We start from the raw sequence: 12994 nt of genomic DNA, 5'->3' as shown, positions 1-12994 counted from the left end.
GGCGTGTTGCGGCTCGGGTGGCCAGGGCTGAGGTCGGGAGTTTGCGCAGGAGGCGGAGGGCCTCGTCGTGGACCGGGGCGGCGCGGTCGTCCAGGGCCTGTTCCAGGAGGGGTTCGTCGGCGGGGCTCAGGCCGGTTTCCAGGGCGCTGATGAGGACCTGGCGGTCGGTGGAGCGGCGGGAGGTGGCGAACTCGGTGGCGATGAAGGTGCCGACGGACAGCGGGTCGGCTTTGCGTTTGCGGCGCAGGGCGCGGACGCGTTGGGCGCTGGGGAGGTCGAGGACCTCGGACAGGGGGATCTCGTCCACGAGCGGGGCGGTGCCGGAGGCCCAGGACCAGCCGGGGCGGGTCTGGGCGAGCCAGCGGCCGCGGGTGCCGAGGACCTCGACCACGGCGGCGCGCAGGCCGGGGCGGGCGGTGCCCAGCGCGAGCAGGCCGGGGAGCATGCGGGGGTCGGCGACCACATGGTTGGCCTTGGCCAGGGCGCACCACTCGGTGAGGAGGACCTCGTCGTCCAGGCTCATGATCGCTTCCAGCACCGCGCGGGCGGCGGGGCGTGGGAGGGACGCGGGTTCAGGTGGGGCCGGGGGCAGCGGGTCCGCGGACACGGTCGAGGGGAGGGTGGCGCCGAAGGCGGCCACGCCGAGGACGGCGCAGGAGGAGAGCAGCTCCGCGGGTTCGCCGCCGCCGCGTGCGGTGCCGATCAGCAGCTTCTGCACGGTCTCTGACCACTCGGACCTCATCCGACGACCTCCAGCCTGCCGTCGGCGGTGACGGCGCCGAGCCGCACCGAGTGGCCGTCCCACAGGCCCCAGCAGTCGAACGGGGCGCCGCCGGTCAGCGCCAGCGCCAGGTCGAGGCCGCCGTCGTCGCGCACCGGGAGGCCGGAACCCGACGCGTCCACCAGGTGCGTGCCGCACAGGCGCACCGACGCGCACCCGAGCGGGAACAGGCGCTGCCACGGGTCGGCCACCAGCATCGGCTCCAGCGACGCCAGCGCGGCGCGCCACGACTTCGGTGCGGGCACCGGGTCCGGCGTGCGGGAGCCCGCCAGCTCCCCCAGCGCCACCCGGTCCGAACCCGGATACGGGTGCACGAGCGCCGACGACTCCATGCCGTGCGGCAGCAACGGAACCGGGGCACCCACGGCGGAATGGCGGATTGCGACCACCCAGCGGCCCGTCTGACGGCCCCAGCACCACTGCCGGACGGTGCGGACCCGGCCGTCGTCCGTTTCGAGGCGCAGCAGGGCGACCCAGCGGTCGGAGACTCCGGGCGACGCACGCACCGACTCCTCCGGCACGGTCACGCCGAGACGGGACCGCGGCTGCACGGAGCACAGCAGGTGCAGGCCGCCCAGCCGGTCGGCCACGTCCGCGGTCCACGACGGGCCGGAACGGGCCACGATCTCCTGGATCTCCGCGACGGCCGCCGCCACGCCGGGCACCTGCGCGTCGATCATCCGCGCGGTGAACGCCTGCCACCACGAGGCGGGCCGCCCCGGCAACGACGCCACGCCCGCGGAGGCCACGTCCAGCAGCCAGTCCCGCAGCCCGTCGATCCCCGACGACATCGCCGCCGCACGGTTCGCCGCCGTCTTCTCCCGCGACCGGGCCCGCCGGGCGACGGCCTCCGGTGAGGTGTCCAGCTCACGGGCGGCGCGGCGGGAGGTCCACTCCTGCACCCACGCCGGCGGCGACCCGTCCGGCAGGTCGAGCTCCTGCAACGCCACCGCGTGCTTGCAAGGGAACTTCCGCGACGGACAGGTGCACTTCGCCGACCCCGCCGCCAGGTCGACGCACACGCGGTACGGCATGGACCCGGAACCCGTGTACAGCCCCCACAGCACCGGCAGGGCCTTGCCCAGGCCCTGCCAGCGCAGCGGAACGGCACGTGTCCTCACCCGACCAAACCTAGCGAGGACCCCCGACAAAAAATCAGGCCGGACCCCGCCGGGCCCACGTCCACGCGTAACCCGGGTCCTCGCACGCGTCGGCCGCCTCGCCGAGCTCCAGCGGCCGGAACGTGTCCACCATGACCGCGGTCTCGTCGAAGTAGTCGGCGCCGAGGGAGGCCTCGACCGCGCCGGGCTGCGGGCCGTGCGTGCAGCCGGACGGGTGCAGCGACATCGAGCCGATGCCGATCCCCGATCCCTTGCGGGCCTCGTAGTTGCCGCCCACGTAGAACATCAGCTCGTCCGAGTCGACGTTCGCGTGGTTGTACGGCACCGGCACGGCCAGCGGGTGGTAGTCGACCTTGCGCGGGCAGAACGAGCACACCACGAAGTTCGGTCCCTCGAACGTCTGGTGCACGGGCGGCGGCTGGTGCACGCGCCCGGTGATCGGCTCGAAGTCGCGGATGTTGAACGCCCACGGGTACAGGTGCCCGTCCCAGCCGACGACGTCGAACGGGTGGTTCGCGTAGGTGAACCGGGTGAGCCCCGCGCGGTGCCGGACCAGGACGTCGACGTCGGTGCCCTCGACCAGCAACGGCTCGGAGGGGCCGCGGATGTCCCGCTCGCAGTAGGGCGAGTGCTCCAGGAACTGGCCGGCCTTGGACAGGTACCGCTTGGGCGGCCCGATGTGCCCGGTCGCCTCCAGCACCAGCAACGACATCGGGGCCGACGGCACCACCCGGTAGGTGCACGAGGTCGGGATCACGACGTAGTCGCCGTCGCCCACCTCCAGCGCCCCGTAGATCGTCTCGATGACACCCGACCCGGTCTGCACGTACAGCAGCTCGTCACCGGAGGCGTTGCGGTACAACGGCGACGGCACGGTCGCCACGACGAAACCGATGGTCACGTCCGGGTTGTGGAACATCCGGCGCCGCCCGGTCACCGCGTCGACCTCGTCGGAGGCCCAGGTCAGGTCACCGGTCTTGAAGTGCCGCGGCTTCAGCGGCAGGTTCGGCGCCACGGTCCCGCGCTCGTCCTTCACCGTCTCCGCGTTCACGATCGCGGTGGGCAGGTACCGGTGGTAGAGCAGGGCCGAGTCGGCCGAGAACCCCTCGACTCCCATCAGCTCTTCCGCGTAGAGGCCACCGTCCGGTTTGCGGAACTGGGTGTGGCGCTTTCGGGGGATCTCCCCCACCTGGCGGTAGTAGGCCATGACGTCTCCGGAGGCGTTCGACTATCGGACATCTTTGTTCAGTTGCCGGTACACGGCTAGCGTGTCAGCCGTGTCAAGCGCTGTCGAACTCCGTGCGCCCGGTCCGCGCGGTACCCCGCCCCTGCTCGCGAGGCTTGTGGACGATGCCGCGCTCTTCCCTCCGGGGAGCGCGTCGATGCCCGACGCGGTGCGCGGCCACCTCGACGGACGAGTCGGCGAGTGGTCCGGTGTCATGGGTCTTTTCCTGTGCCCGGCGTCCCGTCTCGCCGAGTTGATCACCGAGCTGATCAAGGTCAAGCCACCGAAACCGATCGCGCTGAGCCTCGTGATCGACACCGGCCTCGGCGGCGTGCCGAAGGCCGTGTCGATCGTCGAGAGCAGAAGCGAGCTGCTGGCGTTGCGGATGGTGGAGATGCCCGCACCGTCCGATGTGGACGAGGTGTGGCTGGAGCGCGTCTCCGAGTTCGTGCCCGAGGACGTCATCCGCGTCGTGGAACCGCGCCGCGGCGGGGCCGAGTGGCTCGACGGCGTCCGCAGGGTCATCGAGCACGGCAGCTGGCCCAAGCTGCGCTGCGGCGGTCTCTCCCAGGAGAACTTCCCCAGCGTCGAGGAGGTCGCCGACTTCCTGGCCGTCGTCAGCGGTGGCGGGGTCGCGTTCAAGGCGACCGCCGGTCTGCACAAGGCCGTCCGCTACACCGACGAGCAGGGCTTCACCCACCACGGCTTCCTGAACCTGCTCGTCGCCACGGCCCGCAGCCTGTCCGGCCGCGACGTCCGCGAGGCGCTGGCGAGCACCGACGCCCAGGCGCTCACCGCCGAGGCCAAGGCGCTGAGCGACCAGGCGGCCCACGCCGTGCGCGGTGTCTTCGCGAGCTACGGCTCGTGCTCGCTCGCCGAGCCGGTCGCCGACCTCGAGGAGCTGGGGCTGCTGTGAGCTGGATCAGCGATCCGAACTTCACCGAGGACCAGCCGTTCGGCCCGCAGACCCTGCCCTACGGCGTGGTGGCCGACGGTGTCGCCGTGCGCGTGGGCGACCGGGCGCTGCTGCTGAAGACGCTCGCGCTGGGCAAGTGCAGCGAGCTCGTCCAGGGCGACTCGCTGGACCCGTTGCTGCGGGCCGGTCGTCCGGCCTGGAGCGCGCTGCGGGCCAAGCTGCGCGAGATCGTCACGGCGCCGTCCGCACCCCGTGGCGCCGAGCTCACGGGCATCGAGACGGCGAAGCTGCCGTTCACGGTCGGCGACTACGTGGACTTCTACAGCTCGCGCCACCACGCGGAGAACGTCGGCCGGATGTTCCGGCCCGACGGCGACCCGCTCACGCCGAACTGGACGCACCTGCCGATCGGCTACCACGGCCGCGCGGGCACGGTGTACGTCTCCGGCACGGACATCAAACGCCCGAACGGCCAGAAGCGCGGCAGCGACGGCCCCAAGTTCGGCCCGTCCGAGCGCCTCGACATCGAGGCCGAGGTCGGGTTCGTCTGCGGCGGCCCGCAGGCGGCGAACGTGAGCACGAGCCGCGCCGCCGAGCACGTCTTCGGCGTCGCGCTGGTCAACGACTGGTCGGCGCGCGACATCCAGGCCTGGGAGTACCAGCCGCTGGGCCCGTTCCTGGCCAAGTCGTTCGCCACGTCGATCGGCGCGTGGATCACGCCGCTGGAGGCGTTCTCGGTGGCACGGGTCCCGACCCCGCCGCTGCCGAACAAGCTGCACGACTACCTGACCTGCGACCAGCCGTGGGGCCTGGACATCACCATCACGGTCGAGCTGAACGACACGATCGTCGCGCGGCCGCCGTTCCGCGAGATGTCGTGGTCGTTTGTGCAACAACTCGCCCACATGACGGTGAACGGGGCTACCGTGCGCCCAGGTGATCTGTTCGCCTCCGGCACGGTCTCGGGACCGGAGAAGGACGAACGCGGCTCGTTCCTGGAACTGAGCTGGGGCGGCAAGGAACCGTTCAAGCTCGACGACGGCTCCACGCGGACGTTCCTGGAGGACGGCGACACGGTCAGGCTGACCGCGACGGCGCCCGGTGAGGGTGGTTCGGTGGTGGGTCTCGCCGAGGTGGTGGGCACAGTTCGGAGTGCGTGATGGTCGGAGCGACGAAGGAGAGCTCGCTGACCCTGGAACGGGGTCTGGCGCTCCTCCAGGCTGTCGCCGAGGCGGAGTCGGAGGCTCCTTCGATCTCCGAGCTCGCCACCGCCATCGGTGCCTCCAGGGCCGCCGTCTACCGGCTCCTGGTGCCACTGCAGGCGCGCGGGCTGGTGCGCAGGGAGGGTTCCAAGGTCCGGCTGGGCCTGGGCGTGCTGAGGCTCGCCTCGAACGTCCTGCCGCAGCTGCGGATGGCGGCGAACCCGGCACTGCGCGAGCTCGCGGAGAAGGTCGGCGCCACCGCGCACCTGACCGTCGCCGACGGCACCGAGGCGCAGGCCGTGGCCGTCGTCGAACCGTCGTGGACCGCTTTCCACGTGGCGTACCGGGTGGGATCGCGCCACCCGGTGCACCGCGGGGCGGCCGGCAAGGCGATCTCGCAGCCGGTCGAGGGCTGGGTGGTCTCGGCCGGTGAGCTCCAGCCGAACGCGTACGGCGTCGCGGCGCCCGTGCGTGGCATACCGGGCCTGCGGGCGTCCGTCGGGGTCGTGGCGCTGGAGAAGCTCGACGCGGACGTTGTCGGCCCTCACGTCGTGCGTGCCGCCGAAGAAGTGGCGGCCGCGCTCAGATGACCGACGACCGGCTGCGGCGCTGGCGGCTCCTGCTGGGACCGAGCGCGGAGGACGTGGCGCAGCTCGACGGCGACGACGAACGCCGCGACGGCGCGCTGACCGGCCTCTACGGCGGCGGGAGCGAACGCGGTGCCGGTCTCGGCGCGAGCTCTCCGCAGCTGCACCGCTGGCTCGGCGACGTCCGCCGGTACTTCCCCACCTCGGTCGTCCAGGTGATGCAACGGGACGCGGTCGAGAAGCTCGGCCTGCGGCAGCTGCTGCTCGAACCGGAGCTGCTCGAGTCCGTCGAACCGGACGTGCACCTCGTCAGCACCCTGCTGCAGCTGTCCCGCGCCATCCCCGCACGCACCCGTGACACCGCGAAAGCCGTGGTGCGCAAGGTGGTCGAGGACATCGAACGCCGGCTCACCGACCGGCTGGTCGAGGCCGTGCGCGGCGCGGTGGACCGGTCGAGGCGCACGCGCCGCCCGCAGCTGCCGGACGTCGACTGGGCGACCACGATCAAGGCGAACCTCAAGAACTACCAGCCGCAGCACAGGACCGTGATCGTCGAGGACCTGATCGGGCACCGCAGGCGCAGCCGGGCCGCGGCGATGCGGGACGTCATCCTGCTGGTCGACCAGTCCGGCTCGATGGCCGACTCGCTGGTGCACGCCGCCGTCCTCGGTTCCGCGCTCGCGTCGATCCGCTCGATCTCGACGCGGCTCGTCGTGTTCGACACCGAGGTCGCCGACCTGACCGACCTGCTCAGCGACCCGGTGGACCTGCTGTTCAGCGCGCAGCTGGGCGGCGGCACCGACATCAACCGCGCGGTGGCCTACGCGCAGGCGCAGGTCCGCAGGCCGACGGACACGGTCGTCGTGATCATCAGCGACCTGTACGAGGGCGGTTCGGAGTCCGAGCTGCAACGGCGGGTCCGCGAGCTGGTCGCGAGCGGTGTCACGGTCGTCAGCCTGCTGGCGTTGAGCGACAGCGGCACCCCCGCCTACGACCACGACCTCGCGGCGAAGCTGTCGGCGCTGGGCGCGCCCGCGTTCGCCTGCACGCCGGACAGGTTCCCCGAGCTGCTGGCGGCGGCGCTGCGCAAGGACGACCTCACGCAGTGGGCCGAGTCCGAGGGCATCGCGACGGGTCGTTAGCCCGCTAGCGTTCCACGACCCGGCCGCGGACCAGGAACGCGAGCCCGCGCGTCATCGCCACCAGGCGCCCGCGCTCGTCCGGCCCGGCCACCCAGATCCGCCCGGTGTGCCGGACCAGGACGCGGGCGCGTTCGGGCATCTCCGGCAGCCGCATGTCGTTCTCCGAGTCGTCGACGCGCAGGTAGGCCTGGCGCCCGATGCGCTTGCCGGGCACGAACCGCACCCCGACCTGCCGCCACGGGAAGCGCTCGATCAGCTGGCGGGTGCCGCGGCGCTGGAAGAAGTGCCGCAGACCGGGTACGGCGAACTCCAGCACGACCGGCACGGACAGCACGGTGAGCCAGATCCAGTCGATCCACAGCACGAGACAGAAGACCGCGATCGCGAACAGGATGTGCCCCACCGCACGGCGGTCGGCCCGTGCCAGGCAGGTGTCGCTCCAGGTCCCGATCATCTGTGCACGCGTGCCGGAATGAGCTGTGGGACCCCTCGGAACGTCACGACGGTGTTCCCGGACGCGTCCGGCGGCACGAACCACACGCGCTTGTGCCGCGCGATGCGCCCGCGCAGGAACGGACCGACGTGCACGGTCAGCAACAAAGGCGGCGACCCCATCATGACCAGACGCCCTCCTTCCCACTCCGCACGAGCGAAATGCCACGGTTCGCCCTCGGGTAAACGCACGGGCCTGCGCCGTGTCACCCGCCAGAGCACGGCCGCGGCGAAGAAGAGCAGGAGCAGCGCGACCGGTGACGACCACGACCACGCGAGCACCAGGACGAACTGGAGGACGAAGGCCGTACCTGCGACGACGGTCCACACCAGGGCACGGCGGCTCGCCCGGTCGACACAGTGCCGGGTCCACTGGTCATCGAGCGCCGTCACCTCGGTGGACGGCTTGTTGGGCACGACCACATGTCCACCGTACAGGTGACGCTTCCCAGGATCAGCACGGCTAAGTTAGGCTTGCCTAACCCAGCAGGAGGTGCAGCGGTGACCGACACCCAGACGAGGCGCCCGCCGGCCCCGCACGCCGCCGAACGCGCGCGCACGATCGCGGCTCGTGGCGGCACCGCGGCACTGCTCCCCCAGGCGGGAACGCGCACCAGCCCGTTGTTCCACCACGTGCACCCGTGCGGCACCGCGATCATGCTGCTGCCCGACGAGCACCCGCTGGTCGGGCAGCTGTGGCAGGCCCCGCGCACCGAGGTGACGGCGATGCTGGAGATCGCCGACCAGGCGCCGGTGGCGTTGCGCGAGCCGGTCCGCGGTCTGCTGTGGCTGACCGGCTGGGTCACGGCGCTCGACGGGCAGGAGGCGCGTGACGAGGTCCTCGCCGTCGCCGACGTGCGGCCCGACCACCGGCTGCTGGACGCGGGCCACGGCGCCGCGGTGCTGCGGCTCACGCCGGCCTCGCTGGTGATCGCCGACGCCGAGGGCACCTCGTCGATCCGGCCGGAGCAGTTCACGAGCGCGGAGCCGGACCCGTTCTGCCGCAACGAGGACCACTGGCTGCGGCACCTGGAGGCCGCGCACCGCGACGTCGTCGGCCAGCTCGCCAGGCACCTGCCGGAGGAGCTGCGCGGCGGCCGGGTGCGGCCGCTCGGGCTCGACCGGTTCGGGCTGCGGCTGCGGGTCGAGGCCGAGTGCGACGACCACGACGTGCGGATCGCGTTCTCCAGGCCGGTCAGCACCTCCGCGGAGCTCGCGGGCGAGCTGCGCAGGTTGATGGGCTGCCCGTTCCTGCAGCAGAGGTAGCGTCACACGGGTGACCTTGATCCCCGCTGACGAGAAGCGCGGTTACCGGCTCGAACTGCTGATCGTCTTCAGCATGACGCTCGGGCTCTCCGGCCTGCGCAGCCTGGTGCGGCTGGTCGACAGCCTGTTGCAGCCGACGCCGCTGAACCAGCAGTCGGTCGCGATCAACGTCCCGCAGGCGCGCGCCGACCTGCTCGACCTGGTGGCGCAGCTGCTGAGCGTGCTGCAGCTGGCAGCGTGGGGCGGGATCGGGCTGTACCTGTTGTGGCGCACCGGCATCAAGCTGCGGGTGATCGGGCTCGACGGCACCCGCAAGCTCGCGGACTCCCTCGGCGCGCTGGGGCTGGCGGCGATCATCGGCATCCCGGGGCTCGCGTTCTACTTCGCCGCGTGGGGGCTCGGGCTGAACCTCGCCGTGCAACCGTCCACCCTGGACAACCAGTGGTGGATGAGCGTCGCGCTGGTCCTCGCCGCCGCCGGCAACGCGTGGGCGGAGGAGGTGCTCGTCGTCGGGTACCTGATCACGCGGCTGGAGCAGCTGGGGTGGCGGCGGTACACGGCGTTGTTCGCGGCGGCCGTGCTGCGCGGGTCGTACCACCTCTACCAGGGCTTCGGCGGGTTCGTCGGCAACCTCGTGATGGGTCTGGTGTTCGGCTTCTACTGGCAGCGGACGAGGCGTCTGTGGCCGTTGGTGCTCGCACACACCATCCTGGACGTGGTGGCGTTCGTCGGTTACACGCTGTTGCGCGGGAAGGTCAGCTGGCTGCCGTAACGAACAGGCGGTCGATCCCCGGTTCGGATTAACGAATCGACGCTTCGAAAGGGCGTTCGATGCGATTTCAGTCAACTTGAGGCCTCTGCGGCGACGATTTGCACTGTTCAGGGTTACGCTCGTCCGGTGACTGCGCACACGATCGCTGAGACCGAAGCACTTCCGGACGCCGCGCCGCGCGTGGACAGCGAGGTCGGCCCGCTGCGCACGGTGCTGCTGCACCGGCCGGGCAACGAGCTCAAGAGGCTCACCCCGCGCAACAACGACCAGCTGCTGTTCGACGGCGTGCCGTGGGTCGGCAGGGCCCAGGAGGAGCACGACGCGTTCGCCGCGACGCTGACCGCCCGCGGTGTCGAGGTGCTGCTGCTGTCGGACGTCCTGGTGCAGGCGCTGGAGGACAGCCGCGCGCGCATCGCGGGCATCCACAGCGCGGTCAACGAGCGCCGGCTCGGCATCGACCTGGCCGACGCGCTGCGCAGCCACCTCAGCTCGCTGCCGGCCCCGCAGCTGGCGCAGGTGCTGATGACCGGCATGACGTTCGAGGAGCTGCCCGCGGCCGAGGGCGCGTCGCTGGTGCGCAAGATGCACCTGCCGATCGACTTCGCCGTCGACCCGCTGCCGAACCTGCTCTTCACCCGCGACTCGTCGGTGTGGGTCGGCGACCGGGTGGCCATCACGTCGCTCGCACTGCCCGCCCGCGACCGCGAGACGACGCTCACGGACCTGATCTACGCCTACCACCCGCGGTTCCGCCGCACGGGCCGCGCGTACGGCGCCCACTCGGCCCCGCTGGAGGGCGGCGACGTCCTGCTGCTCGCGCCCGGCGTGATCGCCATCGGTGTCGGCGAGCGCACCACACCGGCCGGTGCGGAGTCGTTCGCCCGCTCCGCGCTCGCGGACGGTCTCGCACACACGGTGCTGGCGGTGCCGATCGAGCAGGAACGCGCCACGATGCACCTCGACACCGTCTGCACGATGGTCGACCGCGACGCCGTGGTGATGTACCCGGCGATCCGCCACACGCTCACCGCGTACCCGTTGCGCTCCGACGGTGACGGCGGCGTGCGCGTGGACGGCCCGGTGCCGTTCCTGGAGGCGGCGGCCGAGGCCATGGGCATCGAACGCCTGCGCGTGATCGACACGGGCCTGGACGTGGTCACCGCGGAGCGCGAGCAGTGGGACGACGGCAACAACACGCTCGCGGTCGGCCCCGGCCTGGTCGTCGCCTACGAGCGCAACGTGGAGACGAACGCGCGCTTGGAGGACGCCGGCGTCGAGGTGCTGCGCATCGCCGGTTCCGAGCTCGGTTCCGGCCGCGGCGGTCCCCGGTGCATGTCGTGCCCGATCGACCGCGCGCCGTTGGTGTGATTCTTAGGAACGCCTAACCTTTGTTTGGATTACCTCGCCAAACAAAGGTTAGCTTTTCCTGGAATGCATTCGTCATCGTTCTGGGCTAACGTACTCGCCATGGCCTCGAACGTGAAGAAGATTCTGTCCAAGAAGTCGAAGTTCCACGAGCTGCTGCAGGCCCAGGTCGGCAACGAGTTCTCCGCCTCGCAGCAGTACATCGCGCTCGCCGTGTGGTTCGACAACGAGGACCTGCCGCGGCTGGCCGCGCACTTCTACAAGCAGGCCCTCGAAGAGCGCAACCACGCCATGATGATCGTGCAGTTCCTCATGGACAACGACATCCCGGTCGTCATTCCCGGCACGCAGACGCCGATCAACGAGTTCAAGGCGCCGCGCGACCTCGTCGACCTCGCGCTGCGCCAGGAGCAGCAGGTCACCGACCAGATCGTGGCGCTGGCCAAGGCCGCCCGCGAGGAGGGCGACTACATCGGCGAGCAGTTCCTGCAGTGGTTCCTGAAGGAGCAGGTCGAGGAGGTCTCCTCGATGAAGACGCTGCTGACCATCATGGACCGCGCGGACGGCAACATGTTCTACGTGGAGACGTTCCTCACCCGCGAAAGCGTCGGCGACGAGGGCGCGGACCCCAATGCGCCGACCGCCGCCGGTGGCGCGCTGTAAATTTCCTTCGCACGTCGGAGTGCCTGGCTCAAGGCCCGCCGCCCTTTTGGGAGGCGGGCCTTTCCAGTTCCTCCAGAGGGCGGTCATCGGGCACTCGACGGTGTTGGCGGAAAGCCTGATGACGAGGACCTCGCCGGTGTCGGCGAAGTGCGTCAGCTCAGGCGGACGGGCAGTCGCTGTCGGCCAGGCGCATGCGCACGGTTTTCACCGTGGTGCCGTCGGTCTCGAAGACGTAGAACCACTTCGGTGCCGTGTTCATCTGCACGGTGACCTCCGACCCGTTCTGCACGGCGGTCGGATAAGCGGCCTTGACGTCGCTGACCTTCGTCCCGGTGCCGATGCTCCTCGACGTCTTCGCGTACTCGGGCAACGTGATCCGGACGATGCCCTTGGCCGCCGAGATGACCACGGCCCTCGGGTCGCTCACCGACGTCATGGCGTAGTTCTTGCACACCTCGCCGGCCTGGAACTGGCCCTCGACCAGCATGCCCGTCTTCAGCGCGTCGGCCTCGGTCATCGCGAGGGTCAGCTTGTTGTAGACCGGCGCCGCGGCCTCCGGTGCGCGCGGTGGTGGCGTGGTGCCGGTGGACTTCTTGGTGCTGCCGGTGTTGTTGCCGCCCCCGGTGTCGGTGCCGCCGGTGGGCGGCGGGTCCAGCGACACGGTGACGGTCTCGGTGATGACCGTGGTCGACGGCGGTGGCGTCGACGTGGACGGCGCGGAGGTCGACAGCGACGGCCCGGCCAGGTCGGTGTTCAGGGTGTAGTGGCGCAGCTGGACCAGACCCACCCCGGCGCCGACCAGTGCCACCAGTGCGAACGCCCCAGCGGCGGCACCGCGTCGTTGCCGCCGGCGTTGTGCACCGCGCACGACCGTCTCCTCCGCCCGGGACGACACGTGCAGATCGAGGCGTTCGTCGTCCTTGAAGAGCTGGCGCAGCTCGTCCTCGATGTTCACGGTCAGTCCCTTTCCAAGCGTGTCCGCAGGCTCGCCATCGCCTTGCTGGCCTGGCTCTTCACGGTGCCGCAGGAGATGCCCAGCGCGTGCGCGATCTCGGCCTCGCTGAGGTTCTCGTAGTAGCGCAGGACGATGACGGCGCGCTGCCGTGGCGGCAGGTCGCGCAGGGCCTGCCAGAGCGGCTCGTGTTCGAGCCGGCTCAGGTCCGACATGACCGGCGTGTCCGGGAAGTCGGCCACGAGGTTCTCGCGCCGACGCCGGCGCCACACGCTGATGTGCGTGTTCGCCATCGCCCTGCGCACGTACGCGAGCGGGTCGTCCCCCTTGCGCAGCACGGCGGACCAGCGTGAGCCGACCTTCTCCAGGACCGACTGCACCAGGTCCGCCGCGTCGTGCGGGTTGCCCGTCAGCGCGTGCCCGTACCGCAGCAGGCCCGGCATGGACATGCGGACGAACTCAGCGAAGTCCCCCACGGCTTCCGCTCTTCCCTCACCGCTTGCCGCGGCC

Annotated in this window: 15 protein-coding genes; 8 read left to right on the top strand and 7 right to left on the bottom strand. The window is 71.0% G+C overall.

Features of this window, described 5'->3' with window-relative positions:
• The 3 genes from ADL03_RS04880 to ADL03_RS04870 form a co-directional block, all read right to left on the bottom strand.
• A partial coding sequence (locus tag ADL03_RS04880) for a DUF5691 domain-containing protein (protein ID WP_231641514.1) occupies positions 1-742 on the bottom strand: 742 nt, incomplete at its 3' end.
• Positions 739-1902 carry an SWIM zinc finger family protein gene (locus tag ADL03_RS04875; protein ID WP_053732147.1) on the bottom strand — a complete coding sequence of 388 codons (1164 nt, stop codon included), beginning with the start codon at positions 1900-1902 and terminating at the stop codon, positions 739-741. The genes ADL03_RS04875 and ADL03_RS04880, both read right to left, overlap by 4 nt.
• A gap of 34 nt (positions 1903-1936) precedes the next feature.
• The gene (locus ADL03_RS04870) at positions 1937-3109 is read right to left on the bottom strand and encodes a homogentisate 1,2-dioxygenase (protein WP_053732146.1); all 1173 of its coding nucleotides are present in this window, start codon (positions 3107-3109) and stop codon (positions 1937-1939) included.
• A 175-nt stretch (positions 3110-3284) separates the two neighbouring features.
• On the opposite strand from ADL03_RS04870, the gene ADL03_RS04865 reads away from it, so the two are divergent.
• The 4 genes from ADL03_RS04865 to ADL03_RS04850 are packed head-to-tail and all read left to right on the top strand — an operon-like array spanning position 3285 to position 6974.
• On the top strand, positions 3285-4043 hold the full coding sequence (locus ADL03_RS04865; RefSeq protein ID WP_053732145.1) for a hypothetical protein: 759 nt from the start codon (positions 3285-3287) through the stop codon (positions 4041-4043).
• Positions 4040-5203, top strand: a complete 1164-nt coding sequence (locus ADL03_RS04860; protein ID WP_053732144.1) for a fumarylacetoacetate hydrolase family protein — start codon at positions 4040-4042, stop codon at positions 5201-5203. Before ADL03_RS04865 ends, ADL03_RS04860 begins: the two co-directional genes overlap by 4 nt.
• Positions 5203-5835 (top strand): IclR family transcriptional regulator, encoded by a 633-nt coding sequence (locus tag ADL03_RS04855; RefSeq protein ID WP_053732143.1) that lies wholly within the window; start codon positions 5203-5205, stop codon positions 5833-5835. The genes ADL03_RS04860 and ADL03_RS04855 overlap by 1 nt, the downstream gene beginning before the upstream one ends.
• Positions 5832-6974 (top strand): VWA domain-containing protein, encoded by a 1143-nt coding sequence (locus tag ADL03_RS04850; RefSeq protein WP_053732142.1) that lies wholly within the window; start codon positions 5832-5834, stop codon positions 6972-6974. Before ADL03_RS04855 ends, ADL03_RS04850 begins: the two co-directional genes overlap by 4 nt.
• Positions 6975-6978: 4 nt before the next feature.
• On the opposite strand, the gene ADL03_RS04845 is transcribed toward ADL03_RS04850, so the two are convergent.
• Both ADL03_RS04845 and ADL03_RS04840 read right to left on the bottom strand, forming a co-directional pair.
• The gene (locus ADL03_RS04845) at positions 6979-7428 is read right to left on the bottom strand and encodes a hypothetical protein (protein WP_053732141.1); all 450 of its coding nucleotides are present in this window, start codon (positions 7426-7428) and stop codon (positions 6979-6981) included.
• The gene (locus ADL03_RS04840) at positions 7425-7889 is read right to left on the bottom strand and encodes a hypothetical protein (protein ID WP_197288083.1); all 465 of its coding nucleotides are present in this window, start codon (positions 7887-7889) and stop codon (positions 7425-7427) included. Before ADL03_RS04840 ends, ADL03_RS04845 begins: the two co-directional genes overlap by 4 nt.
• Positions 7890-7967: 78 nt before the next feature.
• On the opposite strand from ADL03_RS04840, the gene ADL03_RS04835 reads away from it, so the two are divergent.
• From ADL03_RS04835 to ADL03_RS04820, 4 genes are all read left to right on the top strand, one after another.
• Positions 7968-8732, top strand: coding sequence for a DUF2470 domain-containing protein (locus ADL03_RS04835; RefSeq protein WP_053732140.1), 765 nt, complete (start codon positions 7968-7970; stop codon positions 8730-8732).
• Between the two features lie 10 nt (positions 8733-8742).
• Positions 8743-9504, top strand: a complete 762-nt coding sequence (locus ADL03_RS04830; protein ID WP_053732139.1) for a CPBP family intramembrane glutamic endopeptidase — start codon at positions 8743-8745, stop codon at positions 9502-9504.
• A 180-nt stretch (positions 9505-9684) separates the two neighbouring features.
• Positions 9685-10872 (top strand): arginine deiminase, encoded by a 1188-nt coding sequence (locus ADL03_RS04825; RefSeq protein WP_082372891.1) that lies wholly within the window; start codon positions 9685-9687, stop codon positions 10870-10872.
• Positions 10873-10971: 99 nt separating this feature from the next.
• Positions 10972-11532, top strand: coding sequence for a ferritin (locus ADL03_RS04820; RefSeq protein WP_053732137.1), 561 nt, complete (start codon positions 10972-10974; stop codon positions 11530-11532).
• Between the two features lie 157 nt (positions 11533-11689).
• Here ADL03_RS04820 and ADL03_RS04815 read toward each other — a convergent pair whose 3' ends face one another.
• Together ADL03_RS04815 and ADL03_RS04810 are read right to left on the bottom strand one after the other, a co-directional pair.
• A complete protein-coding gene (locus ADL03_RS04815) occupies positions 11690-12487 on the bottom strand; it encodes a hypothetical protein (protein WP_053732136.1) in 798 nt (265 codons plus the stop codon).
• Positions 12488-12489: 2 nt separating this feature from the next.
• Entirely contained in the window at positions 12490-12960 is a 471-nt protein-coding gene (locus ADL03_RS04810) for a SigE family RNA polymerase sigma factor (RefSeq protein WP_197288082.1), read from the bottom strand.
• Positions 12961-12994 lie beyond the last annotated feature (34 nt).

Source organism: Nocardia sp. NRRL S-836 (genome assembly GCF_001279525.1).
Lineage (GTDB): Bacteria > Actinomycetota > Actinomycetes > Mycobacteriales > Pseudonocardiaceae > Lentzea.
This window is presented reverse-complemented; position numbering and strand designations above follow the sequence as displayed.

Bases quoted from the DNA above. Each gene is read 5' to 3' on its own strand.
- ADL03_RS04855 (WP_053732143.1), top strand. From the start codon at position 5,203: ATGGTCGGAGCGACGAAGGAGAGCTCGCTGACCCTGGAACGGGGTCTG.
- ADL03_RS04845 (WP_053732141.1), bottom strand. From the start codon at position 7,428: ATGATCGGGACCTGGAGCGACACCTGCCTGGCACGGGCCGACCGCCGT.
- ADL03_RS04820 (WP_053732137.1), top strand. From the start codon at position 10,972: ATGGCCTCGAACGTGAAGAAGATTCTGTCCAAGAAGTCGAAGTTCCAC.
- ADL03_RS04865 (WP_053732145.1), top strand. From the start codon at position 3,285: ATGCCCGACGCGGTGCGCGGCCACCTCGACGGACGAGTCGGCGAGTGG.
- ADL03_RS04850 (WP_053732142.1), top strand. From the start codon at position 5,832: ATGACCGACGACCGGCTGCGGCGCTGGCGGCTCCTGCTGGGACCGAGC.
- ADL03_RS04870 (WP_053732146.1), bottom strand. From the start codon at position 3,109: ATGGCCTACTACCGCCAGGTGGGGGAGATCCCCCGAAAGCGCCACACC.